The sequence below is a fragment of the Serratia sp. CMO1 genome (assembly GCF_015689115.1).
GTDB lineage: Bacteria > Pseudomonadota > Gammaproteobacteria > Enterobacterales > Enterobacteriaceae > Serratia > Serratia marcescens.
The window spans coordinates 3,632,119-3,648,733 of sequence record NZ_CP065032.1; the positions used below are offsets into that span (position 1 = coordinate 3,632,119).

15 protein-coding genes are annotated in these 16,615 nt (G+C 61.6%); 13 read left to right on the plus strand and 2 right to left on the minus strand.

All coding sequences use genetic code 11. The features are described from left to right. The 3 genes from mdtD to baeR are packed head-to-tail and all read left to right on the plus strand — an operon-like array spanning position 1 to position 3,526. Entirely contained in the window at positions 1-1,431 is a 1,431-nt protein-coding gene (gene mdtD / locus IT763_RS17350; RefSeq protein ID WP_016926706.1) for a multidrug transporter subunit MdtD, read from the plus strand. After that, the gene (gene baeS, locus IT763_RS17355; protein ID WP_016926705.1) at positions 1,428-2,810 is read left to right on the plus strand and encodes a two-component system sensor histidine kinase BaeS; all 1,383 of its coding nucleotides are present in this window, start codon (positions 1,428-1,430) and stop codon (positions 2,808-2,810) included. The genes mdtD and baeS overlap by 4 nt, the downstream gene beginning before the upstream one ends. Then, positions 2,810-3,526 carry a two-component system response regulator BaeR gene (baeR, locus tag IT763_RS17360; protein ID WP_004941568.1) on the plus strand — a complete coding sequence of 239 codons (717 nt, stop codon included), beginning with the start codon at positions 2,810-2,812 and terminating at the stop codon, positions 3,524-3,526. Before baeS ends, baeR begins: the two co-directional genes overlap by 1 nt. Before the next feature lie 7 nt (positions 3,527-3,533). Here the strand turns inward: baeR and IT763_RS17365 are convergent, their stop codons facing one another. Continuing rightward, positions 3,534-3,923, minus strand: coding sequence for a type II toxin-antitoxin system VapC family toxin (locus tag IT763_RS17365; RefSeq protein ID WP_016926704.1), 390 nt, complete (start codon positions 3,921-3,923; stop codon positions 3,534-3,536). Between the two features lie 3 nt (positions 3,924-3,926). Next, on the minus strand, positions 3,927-4,190 hold the full coding sequence (locus IT763_RS17370) for an antitoxin (RefSeq protein WP_004941563.1): 264 nt from the start codon (positions 4,188-4,190) through the stop codon (positions 3,927-3,929). 337 nt (positions 4,191-4,527) lie between these two features. Here IT763_RS17370 and IT763_RS17375 point away from each other — a divergent pair, with 337 nt between their 5' ends. The 10 genes from IT763_RS17375 (at position 4,528) to fbaB (ending at position 16,467) form a co-directional block, all read left to right on the plus strand. Continuing rightward, complete coding sequence (locus tag IT763_RS17375) at positions 4,528-4,866, plus strand: YegP family protein (RefSeq protein ID WP_004941561.1); 339 nt, start codon at positions 4,528-4,530, stop codon at positions 4,864-4,866. Between the two features lie 178 nt (positions 4,867-5,044). Further along, a complete protein-coding gene (gene yegQ, locus IT763_RS17380) occupies positions 5,045-6,397 on the plus strand; it encodes a tRNA 5-hydroxyuridine modification protein YegQ (RefSeq protein WP_049299962.1) in 1,353 nt (450 codons plus the stop codon). 467 nt (positions 6,398-6,864) lie between these two features. Beyond that, positions 6,865-7,770 carry a lipid kinase YegS gene (gene yegS / locus IT763_RS17385; RefSeq protein WP_143779312.1) on the plus strand — a complete coding sequence of 302 codons (906 nt, stop codon included), beginning with the start codon at positions 6,865-6,867 and terminating at the stop codon, positions 7,768-7,770. Between the two features lie 168 nt (positions 7,771-7,938). Continuing rightward, positions 7,939-9,153, plus strand: coding sequence for a D-mannonate dehydratase ManD (gene manD, locus IT763_RS17390; RefSeq protein ID WP_016926700.1), 1,215 nt, complete (start codon positions 7,939-7,941; stop codon positions 9,151-9,153). 5 nt (positions 9,154-9,158) lie between these two features. Next, on the plus strand, positions 9,159-10,175 hold the full coding sequence (locus IT763_RS17395; protein WP_193843316.1) for a Zn-dependent oxidoreductase: 1,017 nt from the start codon (positions 9,159-9,161) through the stop codon (positions 10,173-10,175). Between the two features lie 91 nt (positions 10,176-10,266). Continuing rightward, positions 10,267-11,556 carry an MFS transporter gene (locus IT763_RS17400; RefSeq protein ID WP_015378745.1) on the plus strand — a complete coding sequence of 430 codons (1,290 nt, stop codon included), beginning with the start codon at positions 10,267-10,269 and terminating at the stop codon, positions 11,554-11,556. Between the two features lie 52 nt (positions 11,557-11,608). Continuing rightward, a complete protein-coding gene (locus IT763_RS17405) occupies positions 11,609-13,114 on the plus strand; it encodes a mannitol dehydrogenase family protein (RefSeq protein WP_193843018.1) in 1,506 nt (501 codons plus the stop codon). Continuing rightward, complete coding sequence (locus tag IT763_RS17410) at positions 13,095-14,426, plus strand: MFS transporter (RefSeq protein WP_206194881.1); 1,332 nt, start codon at positions 13,095-13,097, stop codon at positions 14,424-14,426. The genes IT763_RS17405 and IT763_RS17410 overlap by 20 nt, the downstream gene beginning before the upstream one ends. A gap of 98 nt (positions 14,427-14,524) precedes the next feature. Then, positions 14,525-15,211 carry a GntR family transcriptional regulator gene (locus IT763_RS17415; protein WP_016926696.1) on the plus strand — a complete coding sequence of 229 codons (687 nt, stop codon included), beginning with the start codon at positions 14,525-14,527 and terminating at the stop codon, positions 15,209-15,211. A gap of 206 nt (positions 15,212-15,417) precedes the next feature. Then, complete coding sequence (gene fbaB, locus IT763_RS17420; protein ID WP_015378749.1) at positions 15,418-16,467, plus strand: class I fructose-bisphosphate aldolase; 1,050 nt, start codon at positions 15,418-15,420, stop codon at positions 16,465-16,467. Positions 16,468-16,615: the final 148 nt, after the last annotated feature.

The window sequence follows — 16,615 nt, forward strand, 5'->3', positions numbered from 1 at the left end:
ATGTTGATGAAACACGCCGCCACGGTACGCTGGCAACTCTGGATAGTGGCATTCGGCTTCTTTATGCAGACGCTGGATACCACTATCGTCAACACCGCCCTGCCCTCAATGGCCGCCAGCCTGGGGGAGAACCCGCTGCGCATGCAGTCGGTGATCGTCTCCTATGTGCTGACGGTGGCGGTGACGCTGCCGGCCAGCGGCTGGCTAGCGGACAAAGTCGGCGTACAGCGGGTGTTTTTCAGCGCCATCGTGCTGTTCACCCTCGGCTCCCTCCTCTGCGCCCGTTCGGAAACCCTGAACGAGCTGATCGCCTCGCGCGTGCTTCAGGGCGTCGGCGGCGCGATGATGGTGCCGGTCGGGCGCCTGACGGTGATGAAGATCGTGCCGCGCGAGCAGTACATGGCGGCGATGACCTTCGTGACGCTGCCGGGCCAGATCGGCCCGCTGATGGGGCCGGCGCTGGGCGGTTTCCTGGTGCAATACGCCAGCTGGCACTGGATTTTCCTGATCAATATTCCGGTGGGCATCGTGGGCGCCATCGCCACGCTGCTGCTGATGCCCAACTACCAAATGCAGACCCGCCGCTTCGATCTCAGCGGCTTTATCCTGCTGGCGATCGGCATGGCGTCGCTGACGCTGGCGCTCGACGGCCATAAAGGCATGGGGCTGTCCGGCGGCGCCATCGCCGGCCTGGTGGCGCTGGGCGCAGCGGCGCTGTTGGGGTATGTTTGGCATGCCTACGGCAATAGCCGCGCCCTGTTCTCGCTGCGGCTGCTTCGCACCCCGACCTACAAAATCGGGCTGCTGGCCAGCCTGCTGGGGCGCATCGGCAGCGGCATGCTGCCGTTCATGACGCCGCTGTTCCTGCAGGTGGGCATGGGTTTCACGCCGTTCCACGCCGGGCTGATGATGATCCCGATGATCATCGGCAGCATGGGCATGAAGCGCATCGTGGTGCAGGTAGTCAACCGCTTTGGCTACCGCAACGTGCTGGTGGCCGCCACGCTGCTGCTGGCGCTGGTCAGCCTGAGCTTCCTGCTGGCGGCGATGCTCGGCTGGCTGTGGCTGCTGCCGGTGGTGCTGTTCTTCCAGGGGATGATCAACTCACTGCGCTTCTCGGCGATGAACACTCTGACGCTGAAAGATCTGCCGGACCGGCTGGCCAGCAGCGGCAACAGCCTGCTGTCGATGGTCATGCAGCTGTCGATGAGCCTCGGCGTCAGCGTCGCCGGCATCTTGATCGGCAGCTTCGCCCATCACCAGGTGGTGGCCGATAGCCCGGCCATCCACAGCGCATTCATTTACAGCTACTGCTGTATGGCGTTGATTATCGCTCTGCCCGCGCTCGCCTTCGCGCGCGTGCCGGCCGATAGCGCGCCCAACCGCACGCTGACCAAAGAGCCGGGTACCGGCTCAACGAGGTTGCAATGAGGATAGGCATTACCGGAAAACTGTTCCTGGCCATTTTCGCTACCTGCATGCTGGTGTTGATCACCATGCATTGGGGGGTCCGTGTCAGCTTTGAGCGCGGCTTTATCGATTACATCAAGAGCAGCAACGAGCAGCGCATCAACATGCTTAGCGAAGCGCTGGAGGAACAGTACAGCCATCATGGCAACTGGATATTCCTGCGCAACAACGATCAGGTGGTCTACCAGATCATGCGTTCGTTCGAGCAGAATAGCGACAGCAGCCACAATCTGCCGCCCAAGGGGTGGCGCACCCAGTTTTGGGTGGTGGACAGCCAGTTCAACCGCTTGGTCGGGCATTCGGGCCCCTTGCCGAAGGAGGGGCCGCGCCACCCGATCCGCTACAACAACGAGATCGTCGGCTGGGTGCTCACCACCCCGGTCGAGCGCCTGACGCGCAATACCGACATCAACTTCGATCGCCAGCAGCGGCGCACCAGCTGGATTATCGTCGCGCTCTCCACCCTGTTGGCGGCGGCGGTGACCTGGCTGCTGTCGCGCGGCATGCTGGCCCCGGTCAAGCGCCTGGTGGCGGGCACCCACCGCCTGGCGGCGGGCGATTTCACCACCCGCGTGGCGGTCAGCAGCCAGGATGAACTGGGCAGGCTGGCGCACGACTTCAACCAGTTGGCCACCTCGCTGGAAAAAAACGAGCAGATGCGCCGCGCCTTTATGGCCGATGTATCACATGAGCTGCGCACGCCACTGGCAGTGCTGCGCGGCGAGCTGGAGGCGCTGCAGGACGGCGTGCGCCAGCCAACGCCGGCGTCGCTCAGTTCGCTGCAGGCCGAGGTATCCACCCTGACCAAACTGGTCGACGACCTGCACCAGCTGTCGCTCTCCGATCTCGGCGCGCTGGCCTATCGCAAGGCGTCGGTGGACTGCGTGCACCTGGTGCAGATCGCCGTCGCCGCCTTCCGCGAACGCTTCCGCGCCAAAGGGCTGGAGATCGTCACCCATCTGCCGGCGCAAGCGCCGCTGTTCGGCGATCCCGATCGCCTGAACCAACTGTTCAATAACCTGCTGGAAAACAGCCTGCGTTACACCGACGCCGGCGGCCGGTTGGAGATCGGCGTCGAGCAGCAGCCGGGGCGGCTGCTCCTTTACTGGCAGGACAGCGCGCCGGGCATCAGCGATCAGCAACTGACGCGCATTTTCGAACGTTTCTACCGGGCGGAAGGTTCACGCAACCGCGCCAGCGGCGGTTCCGGGCTGGGGTTGGCGATCTGCCACAACATCGTGGAAGCGCACGACGGGAAAATCCGCGCCGAGCATTCGCCTTTAGGCGGCGTGCGCATTACAGTAGAATTTGCTACCCCGATAAAAAATAAGGCGCCCTGATGGACATTCAGAATCAACCCGTGCAGATCATGATTGTTGAAGATGAGCCCAAGCTGGGCCAACTGCTGGTGGATTATCTCCAGGCGGCGGGCTACGCCACCCGCTGGCTGACCAACGGCAATGAGGTGGTGCCGACCGTGCACCAGCATCCGCCGGCGCTGATCTTGCTCGACCTGATGTTGCCGGGGGCCGACGGCCTGACGGTGTGCCGCGAGCTGCGCCGCTTCAGCGACGTGCCCATCGTGATGGTGACGGCGAAAATTGAAGAGATTGACCGCCTGTTGGGGCTGGAGATCGGCGCCGACGATTACATCTGCAAACCCTACAGCCCGCGCGAAGTGGTGGCGCGGGTGAAAACCATCCTGCGCCGCAGCTATCGGCCGCAGGAGAACGCGCGGGAAGATGACCTGCTGCACATCGATGAACCGCGCTTCCAGGCCAGCTATCAGGGGCAGTTATTGGATCTGACGCCGGCGGAGTTCCGCCTGCTGAAAACGCTGGCCAGCCAGCCGGGCAACGTGTTTTCACGCGAGCAGCTGCTGAACAACCTGTACGACGACTACCGGGTGGTCACCGACCGCACCATCGACAGCCACATCAAAAACCTGCGCCGCAAACTGGAACTGATCGACGGGGAAAAATCCTTCATCCGCTCGGTATACGGCGTGGGCTACCGCTGGGAAGCCGAGCCCTGCCGGCTGATGAATGGGGTTTAGGGGGAAATCAGCGCGTCCAGTCTTCAACCGCTAACCCGGGCACCATGGCGAATGCGCGATCGTTGGTCACCAGCGTCGCGCCACGGCTCTGCGCGTGAGCGGCGATCAGTTGATCCATCGCGCCCATGATTTTGCCCTTTCTCTCCATGGTTGCCCGCATTTCACCGTAGCAACGGGCGGCCTCGCTATCCCATGCATAGACCGTCACTGCAGCAAGAAAGGCCTCGACCATACTTTGCAACGCTTTGTTCCGCCGTTTAGCCACACCGTAAAGCAGTTCCGCCTCCGTGACGCTGGAAATACATACGGCAGAAGGCGGGAGCTTTTCCATGACGTTAAGCACCTGCGGATGCTGCCGAAACAAGTGGCTGACGGTGTTGGTATCAAACATGTACATCGCCTACTCTTCCTCTGAGAACGGATCGCGGTCTGCCACCCCTTGCTGACGATCTTCCGCGCCAAGAAATTCTTGCGGCACCGGCGTTTGGGCGATAATGCTCAGCAGCGGTGCCCAGCTGTCCGGCTTTGCCGGATATTTGGATAAAATCACGTTGCCCTCCCGATCGCGACGGATATAGACACGATCCGTATCAAATTCAAATTCCACCGGTAACCTCACCGCCTGATTTCTGCCGTTTTTAAACAGCTTTGCGATCCTTTCCATCTCGACACCTCCACAGCAGGCATAGGCCAAAGCATATGCCTGTAGCGTGTCGATGCCAAGATGTATCGCTCATTTTTCATCCACATTGACGAAACGGCCAAACAGTAACGCACAATCTCACGGGGTGACACCCTGTTCCCCTCGTTATGCGGCGCACTGCGCAATCACGCCTTCTCCCTTAGCTTCCCGTGCGGCGCTGTGCCTCTCGGGCGAAAACTCCGCGCCGGCGCAAAAAAACTGCGCATTTTTTCAACTAAGCTGCTGTGAGGTTTAGCCGCCGATTTTCAAGCGATTGGCTACACTTACATCACGAATCGGAACCTACAGGAGAAGAACCATGGCAATCGGTCATTACGAGCTGAAAAAAGCAAAGAACGGACAGTACCACTTCAACCTGAAAGCCAGTAACGGCGAGATCATTCTGGCCAGCGAGATGTATGCCAGCAAAGCCTCGGCGGAGAACGGCATCGCCTCGGTGCAGACCAATTCACCGCACGAAGCGCAGTACGAACTGAAGCACAGCGCCAGCAATCAGCCCTACTTTGTGCTGAAGGCCAAGAACCATCAGGTGATCGGCGTCAGCGAAATGTACAGCTCCGAAAGCGCGGCCAAAAACGGTATCCAGTCGGTGATAAAAAACGGCCCGACCACCGACATCCGCGATTTGAGCGCCTGATCCCCCGTTTCACCCGCGCGGTGGCGGCCACCGCGCGTTTTCCGTTTGACCGGGATCAATCTCCCTTGAATAAATCCGGTTAACTGCTGATTTCTTGCCGCGCTGCGGCTACAATCCCCCGCTTTTACTGCGCCATCAGGTGGCGTGGTGCTGACCTGAAATCAGACCGAGACACACTATGTTTACACCAGAACTTCTCTCCCCGGCCGGCACGCTGAAAAATATGCGTTACGCCTTCGCCTACGGCGCCGATGCGGTTTACGCCGGCCAGCCGCGCTACAGCCTGCGGGTGCGCAACAACGAGTTCAACCACGAGAATCTGGCGCAGGGCATCAACGAAGCACATGCGCTGGGCAAAAAGTTCTACGTGGTGGTGAACATCGCCCCGCACAACGCCAAGTTGAAAACCTTCCTGCGCGATCTGAAGCCGGTTATCGATATGGGCCCGGATGCGCTGATCATGTCCGATCCCGGCCTTATCATGATGGTGCGCGAAGCCTTCCCGCAGATGGACATCCACCTGTCGGTGCAGGCCAACGCCGTTAACTGGGCGACGGTGAAGTTCTGGAAGCAAATGGGCCTGACCCGCGTGATCCTGTCGCGCGAACTGTCGCTGGAAGAGATCGCCGAGATCCGCGCCGAAGTGCCGGACATGGAGCTGGAGATCTTCGTCCACGGCGCGCTGTGCATGGCCTACTCCGGCCGCTGCCTGCTGTCCGGCTACATCAACAAGCGCGATCCCAATCAGGGCACCTGCACCAATGCCTGCCGCTGGCAGTACAAAGCGGAAGAAGGCAAAGAGGACGACACCGGCAATATCGTGCACCTGCACGAACCGATCCCGGTGCAAACCGTCGAGCCGACGCTGGGCATCGGCGCGCCCACCGACAAGGTGTTCATGCTGTCTGAAGCGCAAAAGCCAGGCGAATATATGAGCGCCTTCGAGGACGAACACGGCACCTATATCATGAACTCCAAGGATCTGCGCGCCATCCAGCACGTGGAGCGTCTGACGCAGCTCGGCGTGCATTCGCTGAAGATCGAAGGGCGCACCAAGTCCTTCTACTACTGCGCCCGCACCGCTCAGGTCTATCGCCGCGCCATCGACGACGCGGCCGCCGGCAAACCGTTCGATCCGACCCTGCTCACCACGCTGGAAGGCTTGGCGCACCGCGGCTATACCGAAGGCTTCCTGCGCCGCCACGTGCACGAAGCGCAGCAGAATTACGACTACGGCTCCTCGCTCTCCGAGCGCCAGCAGTTCGTCGGCGAATTCACCGGCGTGCGCCGTGATGGCTGGGCGGAAGTCGACGTGAAGAATAAGTTCGCGCTCGGCGACAGCGTCGAAATGATGACACCGGGCGGCAACGTGGTGTTCACCCTCGAGAGCATGAAAAATAAGAAAGGCGAATCGATTGAGGTGGCGCCGGGCAACGGCCATATCGTTTATTTGCCGATCCCGCAGGATATCGATCTCAATTATGCGTTGCTGATCCGCAATTTGGCGGAAGAAAATAGCGCCGGGGTATAAAAATGAATCGCCGTCATTCGGCGGCGATTTTTAGCAAATATTAGAATTGGATCACATCAATGTGCGCGCAGCTTGGTTACTATCACGCTGCTTAAAACGAACAACGAAAATATTTGCATAGCAATACTAGGAACCACCTCCTTAGCCGGCCCAATCTCCCTTGGGCTGGCTTTTTCTTTATGGGTGCGCCTATTTTTTTCCACCACGCCAATTTCCATAACTTATTCCCATTATCCGTTTTAATAATAATAATCACGCCGCTTCGATATATAAATAACGCTACAGCGATTAATCCTCGCTTCTTTAACACTTTGCTTATTTCCGCGTAAAATTCAGATAAATTCGCATTGCTTCATATTCACTGAGCGCCGGGAAATAACCGGAATTAGCTGAATATTCTGATGGCCTGGTGGCGGCAGCTGGTTTATCTTGAGGCATTCTTGGTTTTCCGCCGGAGGATATCGGCAATGCCTCAACACTCACATACGTCCGCCCTGCTTATCATCAACGGCAAAGGCGCCGGTAACGAAGAGCTGCGTCAGGCGGTCAACCGGCTGCGCGAAGAACAGATAACGTTGCACGTGCGCGTCACCTGGGAGCACGGCGATGCCGCGCGCTATGTCGCGGAAGCCGCGCAGCTCGGCGTCGGCACCGTCGTCGCCGGCGGCGGTGACGGCACCATCAACGAAGTGGCCGCCGCGCTGGTGCAGCTGCCGGCGCACAACCGGCCGGCGCTGGGCATCCTGCCGCTCGGCACCGCCAACGACTTCGCCATGGCGTGCAATATCCCTCCGTCCCCCGAACTGGCGCTGCAGCTGGCGATCAAGGGCCGTTCAGTGCCGATCGATCTGGCGAAGGTCAACGGCGAGCGCTACTTCATCAACATGGCCACCGGCGGCTTCGGCACCCGCATCACCACCGAAACGCCGGAGAAGCTGAAGGCGGCGCTGGGCGGCGTGTCCTACTTTGTGCACGGCCTGCTGCGCATGGATACGCTGCAGGCCGACCGCTGTGAAATCCGCGGGCCGGACTTCCGCTGGGCCGGCGAGGCGCTGGTGATCGGCATCGGCAACGGCAAACAGGCCGGCGGCGGCCAGGAACTGTGCCCCAGCGCGCTGATCAACGACGGCCTGCTGCAGCTGCGCCTGCTGATCGCCGATGAACTGCTGCCGGCGCTGGTCGCCGCCCTGTTCAACGACGAAGAGAGCAACAGCATCCTCAGCGCGGCGCTGCCGTGGCTCGAGATCGACGCGCCGCATGAGATGACTTTCAACCTCGACGGCGAACCGCTCAAAGGCCGCCATTTTCGCATCGAAGTGTTGCCACAGGCCATCGAATGCCGCCTGCCGCCTAACTGCGCCCTGCTGGGCTGACCTTGTCGGGCGCAGCCGCTGCGCCCCGCTTCTTCCCCTCCGCTCATCCGCTTCCACTCGCGATCAAATGTGATCCTCTCCGGCAAATTCATTAATTCATACTTGTATGGTAGTTAGTTCATGGCGTATTTTCGCGCTATCTCTCCGCAGCTACAGGATGTGAAGGTTATGAAAATCGTCAACGCCGAGGTGTTCGTCACCTGCCCGGGGCGCAACTTTGTCACGCTGAAAATCACCACCGATGACGGCATCATCGGCCTCGGTGACGCCACGCTGAACGGGCGCGAATTGCCGGTGGCCTCTTACCTGAAAGATCACCTCTGCCCGCAGTTGATCGGCCGCGACGCGCAGCGGATCGAAGACCTCTGGCAATTCTTCTACAAAGGCGCTTACTGGCGGCGCGGCCCGGTGACCATGTCAGCCATTTCCGCCGTCGACATGGCGCTATGGGACATCAAGGCCAAGGCCGCCAATATGCCGCTGTATCAGCTGTTGGGCGGCGCCTCGCGCTCGGGAGTGATGGTGTATTGCCACACCACCGGCCACTCGATCGACGAGGTGCTCGACGACTACGCCAAACATAAAGAGCAAGGCTTCAAGGCGATCCGCGTTCAATGCGGCGTGCCGGGCATGAAAACCACTTACGGCATGGCCAAGGGCAAAGGCCAGGCTTATGAGCCGGCCACCAAGGGCGACTGGCCGGAAGAGCAGCTGTGGTCGACGGAAAAGTACCTCGATTTCACCCCCAAACTGTTCGACGCGGTGCGCACCAAGTTCGGTTTCAACGAGCACCTGCTGCACGACATGCACCACCGCCTGACGCCGATCGAAGCGGCGCGCTTCGGTAAAAGCGCCGAGCCGTATCGCCTGTTCTGGATGGAAGATCCGACGCCGGCGGAAAATCAGGCCTGCTTCCGCCTCATCCGCCAGCATACCGTCACGCCGATCGCCGTCGGCGAGGTGTTCAACAGCATCTGGGACTGCAAACAGCTGATCGAAGAACAGCTGATCGACTACATCCGCACCACCCTGACGCACGCGGGCGGCATTACCGGCATGCGGCGCATCGCCGACTTCGCCTCACTGTATCAGGTGCGTACCGGTTCACATGGCCCTTCCGATCTGTCGCCGATCTGCATGGCGGCGGCGCTGCACTTCGATCTGTGGGTGCCAAACTTCGGCGTGCAGGAATACATGGGCTATTCCGAGCAAATGCTCGAAGTGTTCCCGCACAGCTGGACGTTCGACGACGGCTATATGCATCCGGGCGACAAGCCGGGCATCGGCATCGAGTTCGATGAGAAGCTGGCGGCCCGTTACCCGTATGAACCGGCCTACCTGCCGGTCGCGCGTCTGGAGGATGGCACCTTATGGAACTGGTAAACACCATGCGCAGCGTCGTGATCGAACAGCCCGGGCGCCTGGCGATCCAGACGCGCGCGCTGCCGCTACCGGCGGCCGGCGAAGTGCGGGTCAAGGTGAAATTCGCCGGCATCTGCGGCTCCGACGTCCATATCTATCACGGCCATAACCCGTTCGCCCGCTACCCGCGGGTGATCGGCCACGAGTTCTTCGGCCTGATCGATGCGCTGGGCGAAGGCGTCGATCCGGCGCGCCTCGGCGAACGCGTCTCGGTAGACCCGGTGGTGAGCTGCGGCCACTGCTATCCCTGTTCGGTCGGCCGCCCCAACGTCTGCACCTCGCTGCAGGTGATCGGCGTGCACTGCGACGGCGGCTTCAGCGACTACGCCTGCGTACCGGCGCGCAATGCCTACCCGGTTCCGTCGGCCATCAGCGATCGCCACGCCGCGATGATCGAACCCTTCAGCATCGCCGCCAATATCACCGCCCATCTGCAACCGCGTCCCGACGACATCGCGCTGATCTACGGTGCCGGGCCGATGGGGCTCACGCTAATCCAGACGCTGAAAGGCGTGTACGGCGTCAAACAGGTGTGGGTCGTCGATCGTATCGCTGAGCGGCTGGAGATGGCGCGCGCAAACGGTGCCGACGTCGTATTCAACAACGCCGAAGCCGCATTGCCGCAGGCGCTGCAGCAGCGAGGCATTCAGCCGACGCTGATCGTCGATGCCGCCTGCCATCCCGCCATTTTGCCGGAGGCGATCGCGCTGGCTTCGCCGGCGGCGCGCATCGGCATCATGGGCTTTTCCGGCGACGCCTGCACCCTGACCCAGCAGAGCATCACCAGCAAGGAACTGTCGATCTTCTCCTCGCGCCTGAACAGCGCGCGCTTCCCGCAGGTGATCGCCTGGATGGCGGACGGCAAGCTGGACCCGCAGCGGCTGCTCACCCACTGCGTGCCCGCCGACGACGTCGAACGGGCGATGCAGATGTTCGAGCGGGATCAGCGCACCTGCTGCAAGGTGCTGCTGCAGTTCGAGTAACGCCAAGGCGGCATCGGGGCATGGGGCGGCGCCCGCCGCCCGTGCAAACAACGAAGCATCACGATTAAAACGACACCCAGTGGAGTGCTTTATGTTTAAAAACCTGCGTTGGACCATCGTGTTCCTGCTGTTCATGGTCTACATGATCAACTACCTCGATCGCGTGGCGCTGTCGATCACCGTGCCGATGATCGAACAGGATCTGATGCTGAACGCCGAACAGTTCGGTCTGATCTTCGGCAGCTTCTTCTTCGGCTACGCCATTTTCAACTTCGTCGGCGGGCTGGCGGTCGACCGCTTCGGCCCGACGCTGGTGCTGGGCGTGGCGGTCGGCCTGTGGTCCATCTTCTGCGGCATGACGGCGATCGCCACCGGTTTTTACTCAATGCTGATCCTGCGCGTCCTGTTCGGCATGGCCGAAGGGCCGATCTGCGCCTCGGCCAACAAGATGATTAACGGCTGGTTCCCGAAGAAACAGGCGGCGACCGCCGTGGGCCTGCTCAGCGCCGGTTCGCCCTTGGGCGGCGCGGTGGCCGGGCCGATCGTCGGCTATCTGGCGCTGGCGTTCGGCTGGCGGCCGGCGTTTATGATCATCTGCGCCATCGGCATCGTCTGGATGCTGGTGTGGTTCTTCGTGGTGGCGGATAACCCGGCGAAAAGCCAACGCGTCAGCAACGAAGAACGGGCGCTGATCGCACGGTTGAAACAGGAAAATCTCGGCGAGGAAAGCGCCTTGAGCGACGCTCCGCACGGGCTGGGTTACTACCTGAAGCAGCCGATCATTCTGGTCACCGCCTTCGCCTTCTTCTGCTACAACTACATCCTGTTCTTCTTCCTGAGCTGGTTCCCCTCGTATCTGGTGCAGGCGCACAACCTGAACATCAAAGAGATGAGCCTGACCACGATGATCCCGTGGATCGTCGGCTTCGTCGGGCTGGCGCTCGGCGGCTATATTTCCGACAAGATCTTCAACATCACCGGCAAATTGCTGCTGTCACGCAAGATCGTGCTGGTCACCAGCCTGCTGGCGGCGGCGGTGTGCGTGGCGTTGGCGGGCACCGTCAGCAGCGTGGTGCCGGCGGTGATGCTGATGTCGGTGTCGATCTTCTTCCTCTACATTACCGGCGCTCTCTACTGGGCGATCATCCAGGACGTGGTGCATAAATCCCGGGTCGGCGGCGCCAGCGGGTTCATTCATTTGATCGGCAGCGTCTCCGGCATCATCGGGCCGATCGCCACCGGCTACATCGTGCAGAACACCGGCAAATTCGACAGCGCCTTTATGCTGGCGGGCGGCGTCGCCGCGCTGGGCGCGCTGCTGGTGCTGCTGGTGATCAAGGCGCCGCGCGCAACGGCGGGCGTGCAAATCTTAAAACCCTAACGCCAGACGGGGCGGCTTCGCCCCTTTGCTTACCTCTCCAGGGACATTGAACATGAGACTTTCCGACCACAGCGCGCTGCCGGCCGCCGTTATCCGGCCCGGCTACGCACGTGAGCGCGTGAAACCGCGCATGGCGCATATCGGCTTCGGTGCGTTTCACCGCGCGCACCAGGCGATGTACGCCGACAGGCTGGCCAGCGAGCACGGCAGTGACTGGGGCTACTGCGAAATCAGCATGCAGCACGGCCAGCAAAAGATCGCCGATCTACGGCAACAGGACCTGCTGTTCTCGGTGGCGGAGATGGACGACGACGGCTGGCGGGGCCGGGTCATCGGCGTGGTGCGCCAGGCGCTGCACCTGCAAACCGACGGGTTAGCGGCGGTGCTGGCGGCCCTGACGCAGCCCGAGATCGCCATCGTCTCGCTGACCATCAGCGAAAAGGGCTATTGCCACCACCCCGCCAGCGGCCGGCTGATGGCGGAACACCCGGCGATCGCGCATGATATCGCCCACCCGGCACAGCCGCAGTCGGCGCCGGGGCTGCTGCTGGCGGCGCTGCGCCTGCGCCGTGAACACGGGCTGCCGCCGTTCGCCGTGATGTCCTGCGATAACATGCCGGCCAACGGCCGGGTCACGCGCCAGGTGCTGGTCGAACTGGCGCAGCGGCAGGATCCGGCGCTGGCCGACTGGGTGCGTCAAGAGGTCGCCTTCCCTTCCACCATGGTGGATCGCATCGTGCCGGCGGTAACGCCGGAGGCCCGCCGGCAGTTGCGCACCTGGCTGGGCGGCGTCGAAGATGAGGTCGGCGTAGCCTGCGAGCCGTTCAGCCAGTGGGTCATTGAGGACCGATTTCCCCAGGGGCGCCCGGCCTGGGAAAAGGTCGGCGCCGAACTGGTGAGCGACGTGCTGCCGTACGAGGAGATGAAGCTGCGCATGCTGAACGGCAGCCATTCGTTCCTCGCCTATCTCGGCTATCTGGCCGGTTATCAGCACGTCGGCGATTGCATGCAGGATGCGGATTTTGTCCGCGCCGCCCGTCACCTGATGCTGTCGGAACAGGCGCCGACCCTGCAGGTGCCGAACGTCGATTTGGCGCAGTATGCCGACTCGCTGCTGCAGCGTTACCGCAACCGCGCGTTGAAGCACCGCACCGCGCAGATCGCCATGGACGGCACGCAGAAGTTGCCGCAACGGCTGCTGGACGCGATCCGCTGGCATCTGGCGCGCGGCAGCCGCTTTGACTGCCTGGCGCTGGGCGTCGCCGGCTGGATGCGCTACGTCGGCGGCCGCGATGAACAAGGCGAGCCGATCGCCATCAGCGATCCGCTGCGCGAACGCCTCGCCGCGTTGGTCGCCGACAGCGAGGAAGGCCGGCCCCGCGTCCTGGCGTTGCTGCAACTCGACAGCGTCTTCGGCCGCGATCTGCCCGATTCGCCTGACTTCGTCCACGCCGTCAGCCACGCTTATCACCAACTGCTGAGCCGGGGGGCCAAAGCCGCCGTCGCCGCTCTGCCGCTTACCGACCGGGAGGTTTCCGATGACCGTCACCACGCATAATGCCGTCAATACCGGCAATCAACCGCTGCTGCGGCGCGTCGCCAGCGCGTCGGCCATCGGCACCGCCGCCGAATACTATGATTTCTTCGCCTACGGCACCGCCGCGGTGCTGTTCTTCGGCCAGCTGTTTTTCCCCAGCGCCGATCCGCTGATCAGCACGCTGGCGGCCTTCGCCACCTACGCGGTCGGTTTCCTGGCGCGCCCGCTGGGCGGCATCGTGTTCGGCCATATCGGCGACAAAGTCGGCCGCAAGAAGGCGCTGGTGATCACCATCCTGATCGTCGGCCTCGGCACCTTTTGCATCGGCCTGCTGCCCACCTATGAGCAGATCGGCATCTGGGCGCCGATCGCGTTGATCTTTATCCGCGTGCTGCAGGGCTTCGGCGTCGGCGGCGAACAGGCCGGCGCGGTGCTGATGACCGCCGAATATGCGCCGCCGCCGCGGCGCGGCTTCTACGCCAGCTGGGTGCAGATCGGCGCGCCTGCCGGTTTCTTGCTGCCGTCCGGGCTGTTCGCGCTGCTGACCGCCGTGCTGTCGCCGGCGCAGATGCTGGACTGGGGCTGGCGCATTCCGTTCCTGCTCAGCCTGCTGCTGGTGCTGGTCGGGCTGTTTATTCGCCTGAAGATCGACGAATCGCCGGTGTTTACCCAGATCCGCGCCACCAAAGCGGTGGAGAGCCGGCCGGTGGTGGAAGTGGCCCGCCGCTATCCCGGCCTTATCGCCAAAGGGGTGTGCGCCAAGCTGATCGAAGCCTGCGCCTTCGCCATGTTCACGGTGATCGTGCTGGCCTACGGTAAGGCCAACCACCTCAACGAAAGCATTCTGCTGGAGGCGATGATCGTGGCGGTGCTGCTGGAGATTTTCGCCATTCCGCTGATGGGCCGCCTCTCCGATCGGCTGGGGCGCAAACCGGTTTACATCGCCGGCGCGCTGCTGCAGGTGGTGTGCATCGTGCCGTTCTTTATGGCGATCAACTTCGATAATTTCTGGGTGACGCAGATCGCCATGATTGTAGTGCTGACCTTCGGCCACAGCATGTGCTACGCGCCGCAGGCCTCCTACTTCCCGGAACTTTTCCCCACCCACGTGCGCTGCAGCGGCATCGCGCTGATCTGGCAGATCGGCTCGCTGATCGGCAGCGGCATTCTCGGGCTGCTGGCGGTGAAGATCCTGCAGGTGACCGGCGGCCATTACTACGGGCTGGCCGGCTACATGATGGTGCTGGGCGCGGTGTCGGCCCTCGGCCTGAGCCTGATGCCGGAAACCGCGCCAGAGCGGCGCAAGCAGGAGTATCAGGATTGGCATCACTGAGTTACCCTGCCCGGCGGGTGGATTTATCCCCCCGCCCTCAACCAATAATCTGCTAGTATGGTGGCATTCGAATTCCAGCCAGATGCCTGATTGTCGCCATGTCTGAAACGTACAGTCTCACCAACAACGTCCCGGTCAACCAGCAGATCTATCGCTTCCTGCGCAAAGATATCGTCGACTGCACCATCCCCCCCGGCACCCTGCTGTCCGAGAAAGAGATCTCCACCCGCTTTTGCGTTTCGCGCCAGCCGGTGCGCGAAGCCTTCATCAAGCTGGCGGAGGCCGGTCTGGTGCAGATCCTGCCGCAGCGCGGCACCTTCGTGATGAAGATTTCCGCCAAGCGCGTGGCCGACGGGCGCTTTATCCGTCAAGCGGTGGAATGCGCCATCGTGCGCCGCGCGGCTGAGCGCGCCACTCCGGCGCAGCTGATGACGCTGGAGCATAACCTGCACCGTCAAGAGCTGGCGGCGCAGAACGGGCAAACGCGCGAATTTTTGGCGCTGGACGACGAGTTCCACCAGCTGTTGACCCAGTTTGCCGACTGCCCGCTGGCGTGGGAGACCATCGAAACCATCAAGGCCACCATGGATCGGGTGCGTTTCCTCAGCCTGAGCGAAGTCTCGCCGCCGGAGAGCCTGATCAAGCAGCACTACCGCATCTACGAAGCGCTGAAAGCGCGCGATGCCGAGGCGGCGGAGCGCGCCATCCACGATCATCTGCAGGAGATGATCTACTCCATCACCCCGATCGCCCTGCAGAACACCGAGTGGTTCGAGATCGAATAATCAACCGCTTAGCAAGCCGGGGGCGATCGCCCCCGCGTATTTGGCCACGCCAATGGCATTTCCTCTCAATCGCATCTATTGTTTGTCCTTGCCGGATCAAGTTCGGTAGCATCGCTTTACAGCTTCAATCACCGCTTTTTTACTACGCCGGTGGTCAAAAACCCTTGTATTGCCGGTGTATGAAGAAGCTTAATCGGGAGTGAATCATGACTGATATTGTGCAGTTGCTAGGAAAGGAAGCGGAAGATCTGCTGCAACACCGCTGTACCACTATCCCCGCCGAGAATCTCTACCTACCGGGCGCCGACTTCGTCGACCGCGTAATGATCGATAACAACCGCCCCAACAGCGTGCTGCGTTCGATGCAAACCCTGTTCAACCACGGCCGCCTGGGCGGCACCGGTTATCTGTCTATCCTGCCGGTCGATCAGGGCATCGAGCACTCCGCCGCCGCCTCGTTCGCCGCCAACCCACTGTATTTCGATCCGAAGAACATCGTCGAGCTGGCGATTGAAGCCGGCTGTAACTGCGTCGCCTCCACCTACGGCGTGCTGGCGTCGGTATCGCGCCGCTACGCGCATAAAATTCCGTTCCTGGTCAAACTCAACCACAACGAAACGCTGAGCTACCCGACCCAGTACGACCAGACCCTGTACGCCAGCGTCGAGCAGGCGTTCAACATGGGCGCAGTGGCGGTTGGCGCCACCATTTACTTCGGCTCCGAACAGTCGCGCCGCCAGATCGAAGAGATCTCGATCGCCTTCGAGCGCGCGCATGAGCTGGGCATGGTCACGGTGCTGTGGGCCTATCTGCGTAACCCGGCGTTCAACAAGGACGGCGTGGACTACCACTCCAGCGCCGATCTGACCGGCCAGGCCAACCACATCGCCGCCACCATCGGCGCCGACATCGTCAAACAGAAAATGGCGGAAAACAACGGCGGCTACCGCGCGGTGAAATTCGGCTACACCGACGACCGCGTCTACACCAAGCTGACCACCGATCACCCGATCGATCTGGTGCGTTACCAGCTGGCCAACTGCTACATGGGCCGCGCCGGGCTGATCAACTCCGGCGGTGCCGCCGGTGAGAACGATCTGCAGGAATCGGTGCGCACCGCGGTGATCAACAAACGCGCCGGCGGCATGGGCCTGATCCTGGGGCGTAAAGCCTTCAAGAAATCGATGAAAGACGGCGTGGCGCTGATCAACGCCGTGCAAGACGCCTATCTGGACAAGAAGGTCACCATCGCCTGATGTGACGGACCGCCTGTCCCAAAGCCCGGTTCGCCGGGCTTTTTTGTGCCCGTTATCCCGCCTCACGCACCGTTAACCTTCTCTTTCTTTCACTTTAAACTTTCAAAATAAAATATTTATCTTTCAAATTGTGATCTATTTAAAACAA

Excerpts from the sequence above, each read along its gene's own strand:
- fbaB (WP_015378749.1), top strand. The coding sequence starts at position 15,418 with ATGACTGATATTGTGCAGTTGCTAGGAAAGGAAGCGGAAGATCTGCTG.
- baeS (WP_016926705.1), top strand. The coding sequence starts at position 1,428 with ATGAGGATAGGCATTACCGGAAAACTGTTCCTGGCCATTTTCGCTACC.
- yegS (WP_143779312.1), top strand. The coding sequence starts at position 6,865 with ATGCCTCAACACTCACATACGTCCGCCCTGCTTATCATCAACGGCAAA.
- IT763_RS17370 (WP_004941563.1), bottom strand. The coding sequence starts at position 4,190 with ATGGAAAGGATCGCAAAGCTGTTTAAAAACGGCAGAAATCAGGCGGTG.
- manD (WP_016926700.1), top strand. The coding sequence starts at position 7,939 with ATGAAAATCGTCAACGCCGAGGTGTTCGTCACCTGCCCGGGGCGCAAC.
- IT763_RS17415 (WP_016926696.1), top strand. The coding sequence starts at position 14,525 with ATGTCTGAAACGTACAGTCTCACCAACAACGTCCCGGTCAACCAGCAG.
- IT763_RS17405 (WP_193843018.1), top strand. The coding sequence starts at position 11,609 with ATGAGACTTTCCGACCACAGCGCGCTGCCGGCCGCCGTTATCCGGCCC.
- baeR (WP_004941568.1), top strand. The coding sequence starts at position 2,810 with ATGGACATTCAGAATCAACCCGTGCAGATCATGATTGTTGAAGATGAG.
- IT763_RS17395 (WP_193843316.1), top strand. The coding sequence starts at position 9,159 with ATGCGCAGCGTCGTGATCGAACAGCCCGGGCGCCTGGCGATCCAGACG.
- mdtD (WP_016926706.1), top strand. The coding sequence starts at position 1 with ATGTTGATGAAACACGCCGCCACGGTACGCTGGCAACTCTGGATAGTG.
- IT763_RS17375 (WP_004941561.1), top strand. The coding sequence starts at position 4,528 with ATGGCAATCGGTCATTACGAGCTGAAAAAAGCAAAGAACGGACAGTAC.
- IT763_RS17400 (WP_015378745.1), top strand. The coding sequence starts at position 10,267 with ATGTTTAAAAACCTGCGTTGGACCATCGTGTTCCTGCTGTTCATGGTC.
- IT763_RS17365 (WP_016926704.1), bottom strand. The coding sequence starts at position 3,923 with ATGTACATGTTTGATACCAACACCGTCAGCCACTTGTTTCGGCAGCAT.
- yegQ (WP_049299962.1), top strand. The coding sequence starts at position 5,045 with ATGTTTACACCAGAACTTCTCTCCCCGGCCGGCACGCTGAAAAATATG.
- IT763_RS17410 (WP_206194881.1), top strand. The coding sequence starts at position 13,095 with ATGACCGTCACCACGCATAATGCCGTCAATACCGGCAATCAACCGCTG.